The sequence below is a fragment of the Epilithonimonas hungarica genome (genome assembly GCF_900102265.1).
Lineage (GTDB): Bacteria > Bacteroidota > Bacteroidia > Flavobacteriales > Weeksellaceae > Epilithonimonas > Epilithonimonas hungarica.
The window spans coordinates 1,213,286-1,231,760 of record NZ_FNBH01000001.1 but is presented as its reverse complement, the minus strand read 5'-3'; the positions used below and the strand labels follow the sequence as shown (position 1 = coordinate 1,231,760).

The window sequence follows — 18,475 nt, the reverse complement described above, 5'->3', positions numbered from 1 at the left end:
ATAATAAAAATGTAATTCATATTGAAGCATTCTCTGATAAATTATTATAAATATAAAAAAAGATAACCATAACCGATTCTCTTTCAATTTATTTCTTTCTCTTAGAGATCGATTTCTGTTTTTGCTGTGCTCTATTCACTCCAAACTTTTTAGGTGCTTTTCGTTTGCTTGGCCCGCCAAGATTGATCTTCTTGTTCTTATCTTTTTTCTCGTGGAAAGCGGATTCTCCTTCGTTGAGTTTTGCGGTCGTTAAGAATTTCATTTTAACCTCATCCTGTTCAGAAGCAATTTTTACTTTAGAGATTGTCACGGCTTCCGGGAATTCGGTTTTTTTGATTTCCTTGTCCATCAATAGTTCGATGTCAAGAAGTTGAGCTTCTTCTTTTTTAGTAAAGAAAGTGATGGAAATCCCTTCTTTATCCGCTCGTCCGGTTCTACCAATTCTGTGAATATATTGCTCCGGCACTTCCGGTACTTCGAAATTGAAAACGTGCGAAATATCCGGAATATCAAGACCTCTCGCCATAATATCTGTTGTGATCACGCCACGTAGTTCTTCATTGCTGAATTCCTGCATCACTCTCAAACGGAAATTCTGGGATTTATTCGAATGGATTACACCAAACTGGTCTGGAAATTCTACATTTAGTTTTTCGAAGATCAGATCTGCATGTTTCTTATTATTAGCAAAAATCAGGATTTTTTCTAAATCTATTTCTGTTTTCAGAAGATGGATCAAGAGATTCAGTTTCGTGTTGAAATTCTCAACCGGAACTGCAGACTGTGCAATCTTCTCCAAAGGTGTTCCCGACCTTGCCAAAGAGATCTCGATTGGACCGGCGAAATATTCGTTCAGCAAAGCATCTACCGCATCGGTCATTGTTGCGGAAAAAAGGATATTTTGCCTTTTTTCCTTCATCATTTCAAAGATATGGGTCAGTTGCGGACGGAAACCAAGATTCAGCATTTCATCAAATTCATCGATGATCAATTTGCCAACTTCTTTCAATGAGATTGCATTATCAATCGCTAAATCCATTACTCTACCAGGCGTTCCCACCAAAATATCACAACCATCTTTGAATAACAATTTCTGTGTATTGATGTTTTTTCCACCGTAGATCCCGATCACTCTTGCAGTAAGATTTTGTGTCAGCGTCGTTAAAACTTCCGTTACCTGAACTACCAATTCTCTTGTAGGAACCAGAACCAAAACTGTAGGGTTTCCGGATTTGTTATATTTCCAATTTTTAAGAACAGGAAGCAGATAGGCCAAAGTTTTTCCCGTTCCGGTTTGGGCAATTCCCATTACATCACGTCCAGAAAGTATCGGGCTGATGCTTTTTTCCTGAATAGGTGTTGGTTCAAAAAGATTGAGGTCTGCTAAAACGTCCAGAATCTTTTCCGGTAAATCGAAGTCTGCAAAAGTGGTTTTCATTTTGCAAAGATATGGATTTTGAAATCAAGCTTTTCAATATCTTTTTTATAAGAGTTGGATCTCACGCAGCACGACTTATCCCAATTTATTATTTATTTTATTTGAAGCGATGAATTTGATCAAATAATCATTTCTGCTTTTCCCTCAAAACAATTCTAAAAGTCGTTCCCTTGCCAACCTCGGATTGCGCAATTTTCACATCGCCCTTATGATATTCTGTCACAACTCTTTTTGTTAAAGAAAGTCCCAATCCCCAACCTCTTTTCTTGGTAGAAAATCCTGGTTTGAAGGCATTCCGGATTTGTTGTTTTGTCATTCCGCTTCCAGTATCGGCGACATCTATATAAATACTTTTGTTTTTTTTGTAAAGTGACATTTCTAATTTTCCCTCGCCTTTCATCGCATCAACCGCATTTTTCACAAGGTTTTCGATAACCCAGCTCATCAGGATTCGGCTGTGAGGAACAAGAACCGGTTCGTAAGTTTTTCTCAAAGTAAATTCGACTTTGGTGGAAATTCTGGATTTCAGATAATCATAATTTTGCTGAACCGTTTCACTGATATCAAAATCATTAAGTGTAGGGATCGAACCGATTTTCGAGAAACGTTCCGAAATGGTTTTCAGTCGGTCGACATCCATTTCCAGTTCTTTTACACCCAATCCATTTTCATCTTCGAGCTTCATGATCTCAACCCATCCAATCATCGATGAAAGGGGTGTTCCAATCTGATGGGCCGTTTCCTTAGCCAAACCTGCCCAAACAAAACCTTCGTCGGTTTTCTTCAACAATCGTAAAAACCAAAAGGAAAAAACGAGATAAAGTGAAATGAAAAGTGCCAGCAAAAAAGGATAATAACGCAGATAATTCATCAAATCAGAATTATCGTAATACAAATATTGGTTGTTAAAATCAGGCAACTGAATCTCAAAAGGCGGATATTTGCTTTCCATTTCGGACATTTTAGTTTTCAGTTTGGACTTGTCGGCTAAAATATCTTCCGAAATACCTCTGCTTTCTAAAACTTCCCTTTTTTTGTTGGTTAGAATAATTGGCAAATCTTCATTTTCACTAATGACATAAAGCGCCAGCTCATTGAATCTCGGGTCTACATCGCTATCCTGAAGATAACGCATCGCAGTCGCCAGAGATTTGATTCTTTCGGTTTCCTTACTTCTAAGATGCTGGATCAAGAAATTGGAGGAAATAATAATTCCTGCAACAATCGAGGTCAATACAATATACACGACCCAGCTATTGATACGTTTCAGAAAATTAAGTCCTTTCATTAATGCTTATAAAACGGCAATTTAGGAATTTATTGTAAAACTTAGATGAGAGATGACAGATTTTAGATGACAGATTTATTGTTGTTTTTATAAATTTTATTGATTTATTATTCATATTTGTATTTGATTTTTACTAATTAAAGACAATGATTACGATTCAAAATACAAAACTGAAAGCGACATTTAATGAGCTTGGAGCAGAGTTGGCTTCCCTTATCAATCTCAAAACGGGAAAAGAAATAATGTGGGAAGGAAATCCAGATTTCTGGGGCGGAATAAGTCCGGTTCTTTTCCCAATAGTTGGTGCTTTGAAAGATGAACAATATATTTTTGAAGGCCAAACTTATGAGTTGCCTCGCCACGGTTTTGCAAGAAGACGAATTTTTACATTGAAAGAGTCTTCTGAAAACGAAGTTATTTTTGAATTAAAATCTGATGAAGAATCTTTAAAAATCTATCCTTTCGAATTCAGTTTGGAAATCATATACACTTTGGTTGAGAAAAAACTGACGGTTTCTTATCAAGTTAAAAACCTTTCGGAAAAGGAGATGCATTTTTCTCTTGGTGCACATCCGGGATTTGCCATTGACACAAAGAATGGTTTGAATTACAATGATTACGAAATTGCTTTTTCTGATGATGAAAAACTGGAAATCCATCCGTTGATTGATAACCTCATCAGTAACGAAACTCAAACCATCGAACTTGATAATAAAACGCTTTCATTGTCTTACGAATTATTTTCAAAAGATGCTTTAGTAATGACAACGATGAAAAGTCAGGAATTGGTTTTGAGAAACAAACAAAACAATCACAAAGTTATTTTCACTTTTTCAAACTTTCCTTACTTCGGGATTTGGGCTGCGAAAAATGCGGATTTTGTTTGTTTGGAGCCCTGGCAAGGAATTGCAGATCTGGAAAACCATAATCAGGAATTGATTGTGAAATTTGGAATTGTGAAATTGGAGAAGAATGAAGACTGGATAGCAGATTGGGCTGTTGAGATTGAGTAAAAGCAATATTGTCATTCCGTATGAATCTATGACTGTTGAGATTCCTACGGAATGGCAAAATACTGTTTTGTTATTTATATCTCTTTTACACTGAATCTGCAGCCCGACTTGAGCGGAAATCCTTTTTTGCCAACCTTAAAGTTCTATTTAATGTGAAATGTTCTGCAAAAAAGATTGGGAGCCCTTCGACTCCGCTCAGGATAAACTACAGGCGGATTAAGCTGCCCAAATAATCTTATTCCTTATCCAACTTGTTCCAATAGTCTAAAATTTCACTTTTGATACTTTCTGGCAAAGTTTTGAAATTATCGGAATAAACATCCTTTGTGTAACCACTTTCTGCAGAAGTTGAAATCTCATAAAGTTTATCGTTCTTAGAAAAAATCAGATGAACGGATTTTTGTTTGAAATCATAATCGTTCAAAGAATAAATGAATAGCGCATCGATGCTCTTGTCTTTGTCATAATCCGCAAAAGCTTTGCGTTGTCCCCAAGCGCTGATGATGCCGTCATAATTGATCTGTTTTTTGGCAACCACTTTCCAATCGCCACCAACTTTGGTAAATCTCTGAAACGTCATTTTATCGGGTTTCGCACCTTTCTCGATTTTAGAAAAAATGAAAACATTGTCCTCATTGTCAGGAGAATTGGCTTCATCAACTTGAATAATCCTTGTTCCTTCATAAGGGAAATTTTTGTAAGAATCTGGGTTTCTTACGACATTAGAAACCTGTGCATTCATCAATGTTCCTATGAGCATCATTGGTAATAAAATTTTCATATTTGTGTTTTTTATATTCAGCTAAAATAAAAAATTGCAGCTGAAAAATTTCAACTGCAATTTAATTATTCGTTTTAATTATTCATTACAAAGTTTCCTTCAGCCAATCAAAGAATTCTCTCTGCCAAACCAAACCGTTTTGCGGATGTAAAACCCAGTGATTTTCGTTCGGGAAGTAAAGGAACTTTGTTTTCAGACCTTTCAATTTTGCTGCTTGGAAAGCTTCCTGACCTTGCTCGTAAGGAACTCGGAAATCTATTCCGCCTTGGATAACCATAATTGGCTTGTTCCATTTGTCCACAAAATTGCTCGGATTGAATTCTGAATAAGCTTTCGGAGTTGGTTTTTGCCAGTAACTTCCACCCAGATCCCAATTGGCAAACCAAAGTTCCTCAGTCGTTCCGTACCAGGATTTCATATCAAATAATCCGTCGTGCGCGATAAAAGTCTTGAATCTGTTTTCATGAACGCCAGCCAGCATAAACACGGAATATCCACCGTAACTTGCACCTACAGCCGCTACTCTGTTTGCATCCACATAAGGTAAAGTTTTCGCAAAGTCAGTTGCAGACAAATAATCTTTAATTGGTTGTCCACCCCAATCGCCACTGATCTCTTCGTTCCATTTCACACCCCAACCCGGCATTCCTCTTCTGTTTGGTGCCACTACGATATAACCGTTAGCAGCCATCAAAGCGAAATTCCATCTTGTGGAGAAAAATTGTGTCAATCCAGACTGTGGTCCGCCTTGGCAATAAACCAAAGTCGGATATTTTTTATTCGGGTCAAAGTTCGGCGGATAATGGAACCAAACGCCCATTTCTTTTCCGTCCGTTGTTTTTACCATTTTCAGTTCAGATTTTCCTGCGACTAATTTGGAATAATTTTCTTTATTAATGTCAGTAATCTGTTTCAAAGCTGAACTTTTCAAATCAACTTCAAATAAATCCGCGTTATGATTGATGTCGGTTTTTGTAACCCAAAGTTTGCCTTTGTTTTCCAAAACAACATCATTAATATCAAAATCGCCTTTTGTGATTTGTTTTACCGTTTTGTTTTTAACATCAACAGAGAACAATTGTTTTGTCCCTCTGAAAGCCGAAGTGAAATAAATTAATTTGGAGTCCGAAGCCCATTTTACATCGCCCGTCATGCTTTCGTCCCAGGCTTTTGTCAGATTGGTTTTTGCTTTGGATTTCCAATCCATAATTACGATATCATTTTTGTCTGCTTCATAACCATCTCTTTCCATCGAGTTCCAAAGCAGGAATTTCCCATCATTACTGAATTTTGGATTGACATCATAACCCATCATTCCTTCCGTCAGATTTGTGGTTTTACCGGAAGCCAGATTGTATGCGAAAATATCTGTGTTGGTACTTTGAGCATATTCTGCACCTGACCTTGCTTTCGTCACATAGAGTAACTCTGAGGAATCCGGGCTCCAGACAAAATCTTCTGCTCCACCAAATGGTTTCTGAGGCGAATCAAATGCTTTGCCTTCCAACAGATCTTTTGGAAGTTCTGCAGGTCTTGTTATATCATATACAAATACGTGATTATAAGAACCCTCGTTCCAGGCATCCCAATGACGATGATTAAGGTCTGTGTAGATTTGAGCCGTCGTTTTTGGTAAATCTTTGTATTTATCTTTTCCGAGAAGATTTTCTACCTGGACCGCTTTGCTGAAAGCTATCTTTTTGCCGTCCGGAGAGATCACGATATTATCAACTTCACCAATGTCATAGAATTCTGCCCAAGTTTTCCCTGAATCCTTTGACAATAAGACCTTATTATTTTCTAAGGCGTAAATGCCATTATTATCCCATTGGATCAGACTTTTCTTTCCTAAATCAATTTTGGTAGACCTTCCGGCAATATCAAGCCAAAAAGCCTCGGAATTTGATTTTTCTGTTTTAAGGTCTGTTTTGCTTATTTTGTAGATCAGAGAAGAATTATCCGGTGAAACGGACTGAACACCAAGACGATTGAGCGTCCACATTATTTCCGGTGTCATTACCTGTTGTGCATTCATCATAAAAGGCGCTGCAATGGCTACAGCAAGAATCTTTTTTAATTTCATTATATAATAAGTAATTGATTTTGAATAAAACTCGGACGAAGGTATTAAATATTGTCGTAATTGTAACAATGAGACATTTCATCTATTTAAAATCGCCCAACAACAAAACTAATGTCGTGAAATTTATCAAAAAATAAGTTTTCTGTTATTGATTTAAATCCATATATTTGCGCTTCAAAATTCTTATTAAGACAATACTATGAGCACAATATTTACGCTGTTTATGATCCTGATTATCATTGCTAGCATTTTATTAGTTATCATCATCATGGCGCAAAATCCAAAAGGAGGCGGGCTTTCAGGAACTTTCGGGGGTGCTTCTGCAGCTAATTTCGGAGTTCAGAGAACCAACGATTTTATGGAAAAAGCAACTTGGACATTGGGTTCTACAATTGTGGTTTTGATTTTCCTAAGCATCATCCTTACAGGAAAACCATCGCAAGTAGCACCATCTATCCCTACCCCAGTGAAATCTGAAGCACCTGTTAAAAATGCTCCGGTAAAACAGACTCCAGCGAAATAAATAAAAATTTTATTTTAAAATATCAATAAGGCTTCCAAAAATTTGGAAGCCTTTATTACTTATATGTTGTTATTTTTTCACGAAAATTTATTCTCATCAAAACATTTTTTCATCAGCAGTTGAAAACATTCTTCCATCTCGTCTGAGGCTCTACAAATAGCATTTTCCAGCATATTCCTGACTTGTTTTTCGGTGACGTCTGCTTCTGTCCAGCTTTTTCCGGAAGTATGGGCATTGAGAATGAATGGCATTATTCTATCAATAGCACAGGCAAAAATGGCATCTGGGGTTTTCTCTTCCTCAAACTCGATCCAGAGATCATAAAATTCTGAAGAGAGTGGCTCATCCAGAATTCCGAATATGTTTTTGGCGGCGAGTTTTTCTCTTTCGAATTTTCCTCTCATTCCTTCTTCATCAAATAGAAAAGTGTCGCCAGCATCGATCTCTACTAAATCGTGAATAGACAACATCCTCATAACTCTTAATAAATTGATATCTGTATTATTTTTCGCATAAGGAAAGAGAATCTGAGCCAGAATGATGATCTGCCAACTGTGCTCGGCTGTATTTTCTCTTCGGGAATCGTCTGCATTGTAATTTCTTCTCTGTACATTTTTCAAGGCATCAACAGCCAGGATGAAATCTATTTCTTTCTGTATCTTCATTTTTTAATCTTTGTAATAATCTTTGATCTTATATTTTTTTGATCTACTTGTCCATTTATTATTGATAAGATTTCTTGTTGTGACCGTCACATATTCACCGCCCATTGCATCTTCTTCAAACTCATAGACTTTCTGGAGTCCCTTCTTGGGAATTACAGCATATTCTGTCGTGATATGCCAGCAGCAACCGGATTTTGCAAAAGTGATGATGCGCTTGCGCTTTTGGTCTGTCTGGAACATCCCGAGGTTTTCGTAGGCTAAGGCTGTTAATTCTTCACTAGGAACAAACTGTTTCCTGGTAGAATTGTAAACATAAATATCATAAGAAGGTCCGCCATAACCACTTTGATTTCCGTTCCTTACAGCAATATCTTCTGTTCCGTCAAAATTGAAATCATCAAAGATCAGCGGACTCTGCTCATTGTACAATTGGATAACATTGACGCTTGGCTTTTGATTTTCGTTCAAATAAAAATAAAGGTCATCCGATCTGAGTGTTTGGAAAACTTTTTTCGATTTTTTATTAATTAATTCTACGACGCCTTCTCCGCTACAAGTATCGCCTTCACAATTCTGGACTGTGATCCTTGCATCGAATTGTTTTGAACCATCCCTGATCTCGAATTGGCTTTGAGCCAAATACAATTGACCGATTGATACTAATATAAATCCTATAATTTTTTTCATTGACCTGGTTTTATAATTCGGTTCCTGATTCTACTTCATAAGGTTCTTTTCCTATTTCGAAGATTTTAGTCAGCTCAGACCCTTCTACAGTGATCTTATCATCTATCTTTCTGATCCAATTGCCCTCTCTGAGTCCAATAACTTTGATATCGTTTTGAGTAAGGAATTCTTTGATCCTGGTTTCCCTGGTTTCTCCATTGTGTCTGATCCCGGGATTGGAATCCAGATAATGTGGGTTAATGTTAAACGGAACCAATCCCATACAATCGAAGCTCGGTGGATAGACAATCGGCATATCATTCGTCGTCTTCATATTGATCCCACCGATGTTACTTCCCGCGCTGCAACCAAGATATGGTTTTCCCGATTCTATATTTTCCTTCAATACCTTCATTAATTTTAATTCGTGTAATGTTTTTACTAAAAGAAATGTGTTTCCTCCACCTGTGAAAAATCCTTGAGCAGAGTTGATCGCCTCTATTTTATCTTCAAACTTATGAAGGCCTTTGACATTGATATTGATTGTAGCGAAAAAGTCCTTTGCTCTAGTTGTATAATCTTCATGGGAGATGCCGCCGGGTCTGGCGAATGGGATGAAAATGATCTCGTCGATCCCGTTATAAAGTTTTTCCAGTTCCGGTTTGAGGTATTCCAGATATTGCTCTCCGAAGAGTGTGGATGTGGATGCTAGGATGATGTTCATATTTGATATTTGATGATTCAAATTTCGGGAAATGTTTTTTTAATTGGGATAATTTTTCGCAGATGTTTCGGATTGGGGCAGATTTTCTCATTCTCACATTTTAGGATCCAAATATATTTTACTGACTGTGCCCACTTTATGATCGGTATTGGTCACATTATAATTGCCAATGGCAAAAGTATGTCCGCCACTGGTAACATTATAATCGCCAAGAGTAAAAGTATATTCGCCATCGGTAATTTTGTCAACGCCAATGATAAAAGTATAGTCGCCAAAGGTAATATTACAACCGCCAAGAGTAAAAGTATGTCCGCCATCGGTAATTTTGTCAACGCCAATGGCAAAAGTATGTCCGCCACTGGTAGCATTATAATCGCCAAGAGTAAAAGTATATTCGCCATCGGTAATTTTGTCAACGCCAATGATAAAAGTATAGTCGCCAAAGGTAATATTACAACCGCCAAGAGTAAAAATATGTCCGCCACTGGTAGTATCATAACTGACATTACTCCTATTAAATTCTAAATTAATTTAGGCAAAAAAAGCCCGCAAATGAATTGCGGGCTCAAATAAATTTGATTTGATATGAAGAAAAAAGAAATTTTATAATCCTGCCCATCCAGAAGCCCAAGTTGGCGTAGATGTTCCGTTTCCAGCACCAGTTGCAGAAGCATCCTCTGTATAAGTGTTTGGCAATAATGTAGCAGCTGCGCTTCCCGAAGTTGCTTTAACAGATGCTTTTGTGGCTACATTATCAAATTTCACTTTCGTGATTTTGTTAGTTCCATTGAAGTAAGCCACAGACTGATCGTGCTCTACATTGATTCCTGTAGTCCAGTTGGACAATACAACATTATCAATTGAAGCGTAAGTCCCTTCTCTCAATTTCATTCCGTCCGCTTCCCCAGAAGTAGATCCTATGAAAGTTGCATTTTTGATGGTTGGGTTCGATCTTGGATTCGCATCTCTGTTGTTTGCGTTGTTGTCTGCCTCAATCCCTCTGTTACCGACACCATTTGCTCTTCTTTTTGCGTAGATGTTTGTTGCAGTTCCGTTCCACCCTTCTGTCCAGTCAAAAGCATCATCCTCGTTTCCAAAAGATACAATGTTTGATACGTTCACTGTTCCTCCGAAGAATTCGATACCATCATCAGAACCGTTTACCATAGAAACGTTGTCTATTTTTGTTCCGTTACCAACTCCAAAAAGAGAAAGTCCGTTGAATTCTTTTTCACCTGTGAAGATAGCTCCAGCGTACTCGATTCTAACAAATGTCAAAGATCCCGAGTTATCATTTGCAACTGTTCCTCCATAAGTCGCATTACCAACTTCTGAAGTTGCCGTAGTTCCTTTGTTGATAGGTGCTCTACCGCAAAGTACTACACCACCCCAACTTCCTGGAGTTGCAGCAGGAGATGTGAAAACTACTGGAGCAGTAGCCGTACCGTTTGCAAAGATCTGACCACCTTGCTCAACTACTACAAAAGCTGAGGTACCACCTGAAGCTTCTAATTTTGTTCCTGCAGGGATCACCAATTTCCCACCATCGCGTACGATAACTGAACCTGTAATTTTATAAACTTTAGTAGCATCAAGTGTTACTGTTTCGCCTGATTTCACTTCACCTTTGAAATCATTTGGATTAGAAGCAATACCTGTAGGCGATACTACTGGGATCTCATCATCATCGTTATCGCTACAAGCTACAAAAGATACTGCTGTTGTTGAAATAATGAATGCTGCCGCAATCAATTTTAAATAAGACTTTTTCATTTTTTTTTGATTTATTTATTATAAGTTATTTTTTTGATCCTTTAAAATTCGTAGGAGAATCCTACACCGTAATTCATTCCTTTTTTGAAACTTCTTACCGTCACATCACCGTTATCGTTGGCCTGGACTCTTTTGTAATCTGGATTGATAAGATTTCTACCAGTAAATGATATCCCTAATCCGCTAGCAAACTTCAGTTTTAGGATGGCATCCAAAGTATTGATCGATTTGTCCACAATATTTCCTTTGGTCTGATATCCCAATGCATAGATGTTGTCTGAAATGTAAGAGTAAGAAAGTACAAAATCGAATGCGTTCTTATCACCCCATTTTTGTTCCCAACCTAAATTCACGTTGGCAAGGAAATCTGATGCACCCTGCATCTTGTCTTTATCTTTGATAAAATCTACAGAAACCCTGGAGTTTGGATTTTCTGCAACAACTTTATCATTGTTCAAGTCCTGTTGCGAATTGATATATGAAGCATTAAGGAATGTATAGAAACGTGTATTGTTGACCTGATAAAGATCCTTTCTCACCTCTGCTTCTACCCCGAAAACCCTCCCGCTGTCTCCAGTGTTGACGAACGAAACCGAGTTGGATGATGAGTTAACAGTTACCCTGGCAATAGGATCAATTATATATTTCCCAAAAGCAGTTACGGAAATCACCTCACTTCTGTTCGGGAACCATTCCCATTTCAAATCCACATTGTAATTGTCTGCAGGATTCAAGTCCACGTTTCCAAAACTCAACTCATCTATTTCTTCGTATTCGTACGGAGCAAGCTCTATCAAAAGTGGTTTAGTGTAAGTTTTGGACGCTGAAAATCTTAGATTATTCTTATCATTTACAGCATACTTTAGATTAAGTGATGGAAGTAGTTTTGAATAATTTTTATTGATAATCCCGCCATTCGAGAAGATCGCTGTCATGTAGGTGATCTCCTGATCCAAGTTATCATAACGAAGACCTAACTGTCCTGTAAACTTATCATTAAACTTGTACTCTATATTCGCATAACCTGCGTTGTTGAACAATTTGGACTGGTAATATTGTGGTTTTAAAGCTTGCTGAGGATCTTTGATATCACCCCAAAATGTTGAGATCTGAAAGAGATTTCCTGTGCTGTAATTATTCAAATTAAAGAATCCATCGTAGTTTTGAGGATCCAAATAGTAGTTCCCCTGCGGCTGAAGAATCCTGAAGTTGTACTGATATGCTCGGAAATCGCTGTCCTTCATCCTTCCGCTGTAGCCTAAAGTCACTTTTAGGTCATCTGAAAAATTGTACTCTGCATGAAGATCACCTACGTAATCGTTTTCTATTAACTTATCGAAGTATCTTTGGTTTGCACCAGGATTACTATTAGCAAAATAGTTATTTCCAGTTTCTGTATTGAACACAGAGATATTCTGCTGTCTATCTGGTCTTCTGCTGTCCAATCTGTTGTAACCAACGTTCCAAATGATTTTTAAAGGGTCAGACAATTTATGCTCACCACGAAGCTGATTGATGAAAAGATCATTGGTCTTGTACAAAGCTCTTCTCAGATTTGCAACCTCGATTCTTTCCTGATTTTCATTTAGAAGTTCATTCACATCACGTATGTATCCGCTGTAATTTCCAAGTTTTTGTTCGGTCGTGTGTATGTAATTAGAACTATAATTGATAGAATGATTAGGATTGATTCTGTAGTTGACATTCAATAGGCCAGTCGTATTGGTCAGGTATCTGTATTCTTGTCCGTAAAGGTCTTTCAATGCAGAACCTGTGTTGTTGTAAGATGAACCGATGGTACCTTCTACAAAAGTATAATCGTTGTCAAAAGATCCGTAGCCAAAAATGCTCAGTCTGCCTTGGCTTCCGATTTTAAAATTAGTTCCGAAATCAACTCCCAGATTAGAATTTATTGGCGTCAATCTCTCCTTGTTGTTCCAAGATGTAGAGAATGCGTAGCCTTGTGTCGCTAATCGAGCGTTGGAAGGTCTGTTGATCTGCTTGAATCCAAAATAATCGGGACCGTCTTGAAGGTAAAAATTATTTTTACGAATTGCATTTGTATTGACAGAAGATCCTAAATTGACTTTGAAATATGGTTTTCCTGTGTAAACTTTGGTTACTATATCAACATTGGCTCCAGACATATCGCCCCATAGTTTTGGTTGATAAACTTTTTCCAGACCTACGAAGTCTATCATATCCGTTTTGATAATGGATAGATCAAGATTCTTGTACATCGGGTCGTTGGATGGAATTGGAAGACCGTTGATAGTTGTCGAATTGTTTCTGTCTCCAAGTCCACGGATAAAGATCTGTCCACTTCCTTCTTGCTTTTGAGAACCTGTTGCTTTCGTAACCGCCACAGAAACATCACCAATCCCTTGCTTTTCAAGTTGGACAGAACCAACCCTTTCAATGACTTCTACTGCTTTTTTCTGAGTGGTGATGATGTTTGACTCACTACCTTTTTTAGAATTACCGATGATCTTCACCTCGTCGATCTTCTTCTCACCCTTTAGTGTATCCTGGGTATTTTGTGCCAATAAAAGAGACATCGGCATACAAAGAAACAAAGCACTGATGCTTATAGTTTTTGCTTTCATTTTTTACTTTCCTTTTTTCTTCGTTGCCAAAGAAATGATATGGAAAGCAATCCGAATGTATGTGAAATTTTAAATATTCTTTAATTAAGCATTACGAAAACAGAGATTATGTTAAATCAAGTTTAACAGGTTAATACTTTTTAAAAATCTGTTCATTATTTGTTAAATTTGCAATAGATAATTTTATCTGCCAAATCACACAAAAACAAACAAACAACTGTAAATCATGACATTAACAACCTTAACAGTCATTAATATTTGATTTTCCCCAAAATTTGCACCGAAATGGATCTTACACAAGCAATAGAAATTTTACAATCCGGCGGAACTATACTTTACCCTACAGATACCATCTGGGGAATTGGCTGTGATGCAACCAACCCGGAGGCGATCAAAAAGATATTCGAAATCAAAAAAAGGGAACCGAATAAGTCTCTTATTATACTAGTCGAGTCCGAAAAAAGGCTACAGGACCTGGTGGATGTACCGGAAATGGCCTGGCAAATCATCGACCTCAGTGAGAAGCCCGTAACAATAGTTTATGAAAATCCAAAAAATCTTCCCAAAGAGTTGTTGGCGGAAGATGGAAGCGTCGGAATCCGAATCGTAAGGAATGATTACTGCAAAAAACTGATCTCAAAACTCAATAAACCATTGGTTTCAACTTCTGCAAATCTTAGCGGACAAAAATCACCAATGAAATTCAGTGACATTTCTGAGGAAATAAAAAGTGCGGTTGATCATATTGTAGAAGACAATCAAGATAAGATCTCGGAATTTTCCGGTTCGTCCGTCATCAAAGTCTGGAATAATAATCAAATCAAAGTTCTTCGTGAATAAAAAAACCAGCGGATGAGCTCTTGCAAGACCATCCGCCGGAAAAATAAACTATGAAAAAAAACTACTTTTTGTATTTACCATAATCTCAAAAAGAATACCGCTCCTATTTTTATAGCAAAATGTCTGATTTTCAATAGCTCAAACAAGCTAAAAAAGACAAAAAGTCCTGATTTTCAATAAACAAGGCGATAACTTTAAAAACAATTATCTTTGTACCTTAATAAAGGAGTCCTTATATATAAGGATTTCATTTCTTAATTTTAGTAATGTTTATAAACTTAAACCAAAATAAAAATCTTAAACTTTTCAAAATCATTTCTGAAGTTGCCGACAGAAACGGACAATCCGTTTATGCAGTTGGCGGATTCGTAAGAGATCTGCTGATGCAAAGAAAAGCACCGACCGACATCGATTTCGTTACAGAATCCAGCGGGATAGAACTTGCGGAAAGCATCGCCCAGGAAATTGACCCGAAAACAAAAGTAGCGGTTTTCAAAACATATGGAACGGCGATGTTTCGTTATAAAGAACTGGAACTGGAATTTGTAGGTGCCAGAAAAGAAAGTTACAGTGAGGACTCGAGAAAACCGTCGGTGGAAATAGGAACTTTGGAAGACGACCAAAAAAGGAGAGATTTCACCATCAATGCAATGGCGATCTCCCTTAACAAAGATAATTTCGGAGAACTGATTGACCCATTTGGTGGGATGCAGGATTTGTCCAATAAAATTCTGAGAACGCCTTTGGAACCTCATCAAACTTATTCTGATGACCCTTTGCGAATGATGAGAGCCATTCGTTTTGCCACAACTTTGGATTTCGAAATCGAAGAAAATTCTTTGAAAGCCATAAAAGACGAAGCGGAACGAATGAAGATTGTTTCGATGGAAAGAATTATGGTGGAGTTTAATAAAATAATGCTTTCCGATAGACCTTCCAAAGGATTAAAATTATTAGAAGAAACTTCACTTTTAAAATATATTCTTCCCGAATTAACAGCATTAAAAGGTATCGAAGATATTGATGGACAAACGCATAAAGATAATTTTTACCACACATTAGCAGTTGTAGATAATATTTCTGAAAATACGGATAAACTTTGGCTTCGTTGGTCAGCACTACTCCACGACATCGGAAAAGCGCCGACGAAAAAATTTGTTGAAGGAATAGGCTGGACTTTTCACGGTCACGAATTTCTGGGTTCCAAAATGATAAAATCAATTTTCAAGCGGTTGAAACTTCCGCTTGGACAGGAACAAAAATACGTAGAAAAACTCGTAAGAATGCACGCCAGGCCAATTGCGTTGATTACGGATGACGCTTCGGATTCTGCGCTGCGACGTTTGCTTTTCGATTCTGGGGAAGATTTGGAAGATTTATTTACATTATGCAAATCCGACATCACGACCAAGAATTATTCTAAGCAAGCCAAATTCAAAAAGAATTTTGAATACGTTGCCACGAAAATCAAAGAAGTTGAAGAAAAGGACCAGGTTCGTAATTTCCAGCCACCAATTTCAGGAGAAGAGATCATGGAATTATTCGGTTTAAATCCTGGCAGAGAAATAGGAATTCTTAAAGAAAAAGTGAAGGAAGCGATTTTGGAAGGCGAGATTCAAAATGATAAGATCGAAGCAAGAGAATTCGTCATCAATGAAGCTGAGAAATTGGGATTGACTTTGGTAATTAAAAATGAATAAAGAAGAATTAATAAAAATCATTAGACAAAAGCTTTCCGAAAAAATCCAAAATTTCGAGAAACTAATTTCAGAAACCCGTGCATCCAGCAACGATACAAAAAGCTCAATGGGCGACAAATACGAAACCGGAAGAGAAATGCTGCAGCAGGAAATCAACAACTTACAAGTTCAGTTGAATGAGATTTTGAAGCAAAAGGATTTCCTTAAAACTGTCCTGCCAAAACCTTCTGATAAAGTGGAAAAAGGAGCGATTGTAAAGACGGAAAAAGGTTTGTTTTTCATTTCTGTTTCTTTAGGCGAAATCACTTTTGAAAATCAAAAAATCATCTGTATTTCACAGGAATCTCCGCTCGCAAAAGTGATGAACGGGAAACAGAAAGATGACGTTTTTTCTTTGAATAATATGAATCAGAGGATTGTGGATATCTTATAAACCACCCCGTCAATTCGCCTTAGGCGAATTGACACCCCTCCAAAGGAGGGGAATTTATAAACTCTTTCCTCCAATATATTCCATCAACGAATCTTTGTAATTTGGAGCAATTGCAATTTGTTCTTTTCCGATGACGATGTGATTTCTTTCAATCGCTTCTATTTTGTCGAGACCAATGATAAAAGAACGATGAATTCTCATAAAATTATCCGAAGGCAATTCTTCTTCGAGTTTTTTTAGACTCATCAAAGTTAGAATTGGTTTTGGATTATCTTTCAAATAAATTTTCACATAATCTTTCAAACCTTCGATATAAAGGATTTCAGAAAAACTGATTTTGATTTGTTTGTACTCCGATTTTACGAAGAAAAATTCTTGTTTTCTTTCCGGTTTTGTAACTGAAACAGATTGCTGAGATTCAAAATAATTTCTGGCTTTTGTGGAAGCGTTTAGGAACTCATTATAATCAAAAGGTTTCAACAGATAATCCAAAGCATTCACTTTGTAACCATCAATTGCATATTGGTCAAAAGCCGTTGTGAAAATCACTCTGCTATTTTGAGGAAGCAGTTTTGAAAATTCCAAACCTGTCAAATCAGGCATTTGAATATCGAGAAAAAACAAATCGATGTCTTTTTGTTCTTCCAAGACCTGCATTGCTTCGATGGCGTTGTTGCATTTGGCTTTCAGTTCCAGAAAAGGTGTTTTCAGAACATAACTTTCGATTAAGTTCAACGCCATTGGTTCGTCGTCGGCAATTAGGCAGGTTATTTTTTTCATTTTTGATTATTTTTGAATATTGTCATTCTGAACGAAATGAAATGTAGTGAAGAATCTAATTATTAATGTAGAGATTCCTCGTTCCTCGGAATGACAAAACTCTAACTATTTTGTTTTCAATTTTACTTCCGCAATGTACATCCCGTCATTCAGACAGGAATGAAACTCATGTTTTTCAGGATAAAGCAAGTTAAGTCTTTTCTGTAAATTCTCGACGCCAATTCCTGAACCGCTTTTGTCTGTATCGGTTTTGGGAAAATTGGAATTGGAAGCTGTAAAGTGAATTTCGTCTTCAACAATTTCCATTTTAAAACTGATATCCGAATGCTGAGTCGCAGAAACACCGTGTTTAAAAGCATTTTCCACAATCGAAATAAATAACAACGGAGCAACTTCCAAACTTGGAATTTTCGATGGAAAATTGGTGTAAACTTTCGTTTTGTCATTCAATCTTAATGACATTAAGTCGATATATTTATTCAAAAAATCAATTTCTTCTGAAAGGCTGATTTTATCAACATCGGTTTTGTATAAAAGATGTCGCATCAATTTACTCAAGCTGTGGACACTTTGTTTCGCTTTCTCGGAATCAAAATCAATTAAGGAATAAATATTATTAAGCGAATTAAAGAAAAAGTGCGGTTGTAATTGATATTTCAGATGTTTAAGTTCAGATTGAAGTTTGATATTATCAGCCTCGATTTTCATTTCTTCTGCTTTCTGCATTTTCTTACTGGCATTAATAGCAATCGAAAACGCGACAGGAATCAGATAAATAAGGAAATCGAAAAAATAACGCATCCCTTCTGGTGGACGTTTTCCCAACATTTTTGGTCGGTCTGGCTCAAGCAGTTCGAAAATCTGGCTTTTAACAACGATAAGTATGACAAGCAGTAAAAAATTGGATGTGAAAAACCACAATCTCTTATCTTCAAAAAGCCATTTTACAATGATAAAATAATTGAGATAAAATATAATCGCAAGGAAAAACAACTGCAACCAAAAGTGTCTGAAAATTGCACTCCAATCCGTCTCCGAACCAATGGTGAACGCCGCAGGAAGAAAGAACAAAACCAGCCAAATCAAAAGATGAAGGCTGATTTCGAGGTTTTTATTTTTAAGGTTTATCATTTTTAAATTAGATTAAAAAATTGCAGATTAG

At 37.0% G+C, this 18,475-nt stretch carries 17 protein-coding genes; 6 read left to right on the top strand and 11 right to left on the bottom strand.

Annotated features, from left to right (window positions below):
* Positions 1 to 88: 88 nt before the first annotated feature.
* Complete coding sequence (locus BLT30_RS05670) at positions 89 to 1,438, bottom strand: DEAD/DEAH box helicase (RefSeq protein WP_089872200.1); 1,350 nt, start codon at positions 1,436 to 1,438, stop codon at positions 89 to 91.
* Positions 1,439 to 1,565: 127 nt separating this feature from the next.
* Positions 1,566 to 2,726: a sensor histidine kinase gene (locus BLT30_RS05665; protein WP_089872199.1), complete on the bottom strand. Its 1,161-nt coding sequence runs from the start codon at positions 2,724 to 2,726 to the stop codon at positions 1,566 to 1,568.
* A 146-nt stretch (positions 2,727 to 2,872) separates the two neighbouring features.
* Between BLT30_RS05665 and BLT30_RS05660 the strand changes: the two genes are divergently transcribed.
* Positions 2,873 to 3,739, top strand: coding sequence for an aldose 1-epimerase family protein (locus BLT30_RS05660; protein WP_089872197.1), 867 nt, complete (start codon positions 2,873 to 2,875; stop codon positions 3,737 to 3,739).
* 235 nt (positions 3,740 to 3,974) lie between these two features.
* Here BLT30_RS05660 and BLT30_RS05655 read toward each other — a convergent pair whose 3' ends face one another.
* Positions 3,975 to 4,520, bottom strand: a complete 546-nt coding sequence (locus BLT30_RS05655; protein ID WP_089872195.1) for a hypothetical protein — start codon at positions 4,518 to 4,520, stop codon at positions 3,975 to 3,977.
* An 85-nt stretch (positions 4,521 to 4,605) separates the two neighbouring features.
* On the bottom strand, positions 4,606 to 6,603 hold the full coding sequence (locus BLT30_RS05650) for a S9 family peptidase (RefSeq protein WP_089872193.1): 1,998 nt from the start codon (positions 6,601 to 6,603) through the stop codon (positions 4,606 to 4,608).
* 199 nt (positions 6,604 to 6,802) lie between these two features.
* Between BLT30_RS05650 and secG the strand changes: the two genes are divergently transcribed.
* Positions 6,803 to 7,126, top strand: a complete 324-nt coding sequence (gene secG, locus BLT30_RS05645; RefSeq protein WP_089872192.1) for a preprotein translocase subunit SecG — start codon at positions 6,803 to 6,805, stop codon at positions 7,124 to 7,126.
* Positions 7,127 to 7,203: 77 nt separating this feature from the next.
* On the opposite strand, the gene BLT30_RS05640 is transcribed toward secG, so the two are convergent.
* The 3 genes from BLT30_RS05640 to pepE are packed head-to-tail and all read right to left on the bottom strand — an operon-like array spanning position 7,204 to position 9,181.
* Positions 7,204 to 7,791: an HD domain-containing protein gene (locus BLT30_RS05640; RefSeq protein ID WP_089872190.1), complete on the bottom strand. Its 588-nt coding sequence runs from the start codon at positions 7,789 to 7,791 to the stop codon at positions 7,204 to 7,206.
* Between the two features lie 3 nt (positions 7,792 to 7,794).
* Complete coding sequence (locus BLT30_RS05635) at positions 7,795 to 8,478, bottom strand: XAC2610-related protein (RefSeq protein ID WP_089872188.1); 684 nt, start codon at positions 8,476 to 8,478, stop codon at positions 7,795 to 7,797.
* 10 nt (positions 8,479 to 8,488) lie between these two features.
* Positions 8,489 to 9,181: a dipeptidase PepE gene (pepE, locus tag BLT30_RS05630; RefSeq protein WP_089872186.1), complete on the bottom strand. Its 693-nt coding sequence runs from the start codon at positions 9,179 to 9,181 to the stop codon at positions 8,489 to 8,491.
* Between the two features lie 138 nt (positions 9,182 to 9,319).
* Here pepE and BLT30_RS05625 point away from each other — a divergent pair, with 138 nt between their 5' ends.
* On the top strand, positions 9,320 to 9,706 hold the full coding sequence (locus BLT30_RS05625) for a hypothetical protein (protein WP_089872184.1): 387 nt from the start codon (positions 9,320 to 9,322) through the stop codon (positions 9,704 to 9,706).
* Positions 9,707 to 9,784: 78 nt separating this feature from the next.
* Here the strand turns inward: BLT30_RS05625 and BLT30_RS05620 are convergent, their stop codons facing one another.
* Both BLT30_RS05620 and BLT30_RS05615 read right to left on the bottom strand, forming a co-directional pair.
* Positions 9,785 to 10,954, bottom strand: coding sequence for a hypothetical protein (locus BLT30_RS05620; RefSeq protein WP_089872182.1), 1,170 nt, complete (start codon positions 10,952 to 10,954; stop codon positions 9,785 to 9,787).
* A 41-nt stretch (positions 10,955 to 10,995) separates the two neighbouring features.
* Complete coding sequence (locus tag BLT30_RS05615) at positions 10,996 to 13,560, bottom strand: TonB-dependent receptor domain-containing protein (RefSeq protein ID WP_089872180.1); 2,565 nt, start codon at positions 13,558 to 13,560, stop codon at positions 10,996 to 10,998.
* 285 nt (positions 13,561 to 13,845) lie between these two features.
* Here BLT30_RS05615 and BLT30_RS05610 point away from each other — a divergent pair, with 285 nt between their 5' ends.
* The 3 genes from BLT30_RS05610 to BLT30_RS05600 all read left to right on the top strand — a co-directional run bounded on the left by BLT30_RS05610 (position 13,846) and on the right by BLT30_RS05600 (position 16,533).
* Positions 13,846 to 14,400 (top strand): L-threonylcarbamoyladenylate synthase, encoded by a 555-nt coding sequence (locus tag BLT30_RS05610; RefSeq protein ID WP_089872178.1) that lies wholly within the window; start codon positions 13,846 to 13,848, stop codon positions 14,398 to 14,400.
* Between the two features lie 266 nt (positions 14,401 to 14,666).
* Positions 14,667 to 16,100: a CCA tRNA nucleotidyltransferase gene (locus tag BLT30_RS05605; protein WP_089872176.1), complete on the top strand. Its 1,434-nt coding sequence runs from the start codon at positions 14,667 to 14,669 to the stop codon at positions 16,098 to 16,100.
* Positions 16,093 to 16,533 (top strand): hypothetical protein, encoded by a 441-nt coding sequence (locus tag BLT30_RS05600; RefSeq protein WP_089872174.1) that lies wholly within the window; start codon positions 16,093 to 16,095, stop codon positions 16,531 to 16,533. Before BLT30_RS05605 ends, BLT30_RS05600 begins: the two co-directional genes overlap by 8 nt.
* A gap of 54 nt (positions 16,534 to 16,587) precedes the next feature.
* On the opposite strand, the gene BLT30_RS05595 is transcribed toward BLT30_RS05600, so the two are convergent.
* Positions 16,588 to 17,313, bottom strand: a complete 726-nt coding sequence (locus BLT30_RS05595; RefSeq protein ID WP_089872172.1) for a LytR/AlgR family response regulator transcription factor — start codon at positions 17,311 to 17,313, stop codon at positions 16,588 to 16,590.
* A gap of 105 nt (positions 17,314 to 17,418) precedes the next feature.
* Positions 17,419 to 18,444 (bottom strand): sensor histidine kinase, encoded by a 1,026-nt coding sequence (locus BLT30_RS05590; RefSeq protein ID WP_245707119.1) that lies wholly within the window; start codon positions 18,442 to 18,444, stop codon positions 17,419 to 17,421.
* Positions 18,445 to 18,475 lie beyond the last annotated feature (31 nt).

Bases quoted from the DNA above. Each gene is read 5' to 3' on its own strand.
- BLT30_RS05670 (WP_089872200.1), bottom strand. From the start codon at position 1,438: ATGAAAACCACTTTTGCAGACTTCGATTTACCGGAAAAGATTCTGGAC.
- BLT30_RS05665 (WP_089872199.1), bottom strand. From the start codon at position 2,726: ATGAAAGGACTTAATTTTCTGAAACGTATCAATAGCTGGGTCGTGTAT.
- BLT30_RS05660 (WP_089872197.1), top strand. From the start codon at position 2,873: ATGATTACGATTCAAAATACAAAACTGAAAGCGACATTTAATGAGCTT.
- BLT30_RS05655 (WP_089872195.1), bottom strand. From the start codon at position 4,520: ATGAAAATTTTATTACCAATGATGCTCATAGGAACATTGATGAATGCA.
- BLT30_RS05650 (WP_089872193.1), bottom strand. From the start codon at position 6,603: ATGAAATTAAAAAAGATTCTTGCTGTAGCCATTGCAGCGCCTTTTATG.
- secG (WP_089872192.1), top strand. From the start codon at position 6,803: ATGAGCACAATATTTACGCTGTTTATGATCCTGATTATCATTGCTAGC.
- BLT30_RS05640 (WP_089872190.1), bottom strand. From the start codon at position 7,791: ATGAAGATACAGAAAGAAATAGATTTCATCCTGGCTGTTGATGCCTTG.
- BLT30_RS05635 (WP_089872188.1), bottom strand. From the start codon at position 8,478: ATGAAAAAAATTATAGGATTTATATTAGTATCAATCGGTCAATTGTAT.
- pepE (WP_089872186.1), bottom strand. From the start codon at position 9,181: ATGAACATCATCCTAGCATCCACATCCACACTCTTCGGAGAGCAATAT.
- BLT30_RS05625 (WP_089872184.1), top strand. From the start codon at position 9,320: ATGATCGGTATTGGTCACATTATAATTGCCAATGGCAAAAGTATGTCC.
- BLT30_RS05620 (WP_089872182.1), bottom strand. From the start codon at position 10,954: ATGAAAAAGTCTTATTTAAAATTGATTGCGGCAGCATTCATTATTTCA.
- BLT30_RS05615 (WP_089872180.1), bottom strand. From the start codon at position 13,560: ATGAAAGCAAAAACTATAAGCATCAGTGCTTTGTTTCTTTGTATGCCG.
- BLT30_RS05610 (WP_089872178.1), top strand. From the start codon at position 13,846: ATGGATCTTACACAAGCAATAGAAATTTTACAATCCGGCGGAACTATA.
- BLT30_RS05605 (WP_089872176.1), top strand. From the start codon at position 14,667: ATGTTTATAAACTTAAACCAAAATAAAAATCTTAAACTTTTCAAAATC.
- BLT30_RS05600 (WP_089872174.1), top strand. From the start codon at position 16,093: ATGAATAAAGAAGAATTAATAAAAATCATTAGACAAAAGCTTTCCGAA.
- BLT30_RS05595 (WP_089872172.1), bottom strand. From the start codon at position 17,313: ATGAAAAAAATAACCTGCCTAATTGCCGACGACGAACCAATGGCGTTG.
- BLT30_RS05590 (WP_245707119.1), bottom strand. From the start codon at position 18,444: ATGATAAACCTTAAAAATAAAAACCTCGAAATCAGCCTTCATCTTTTG.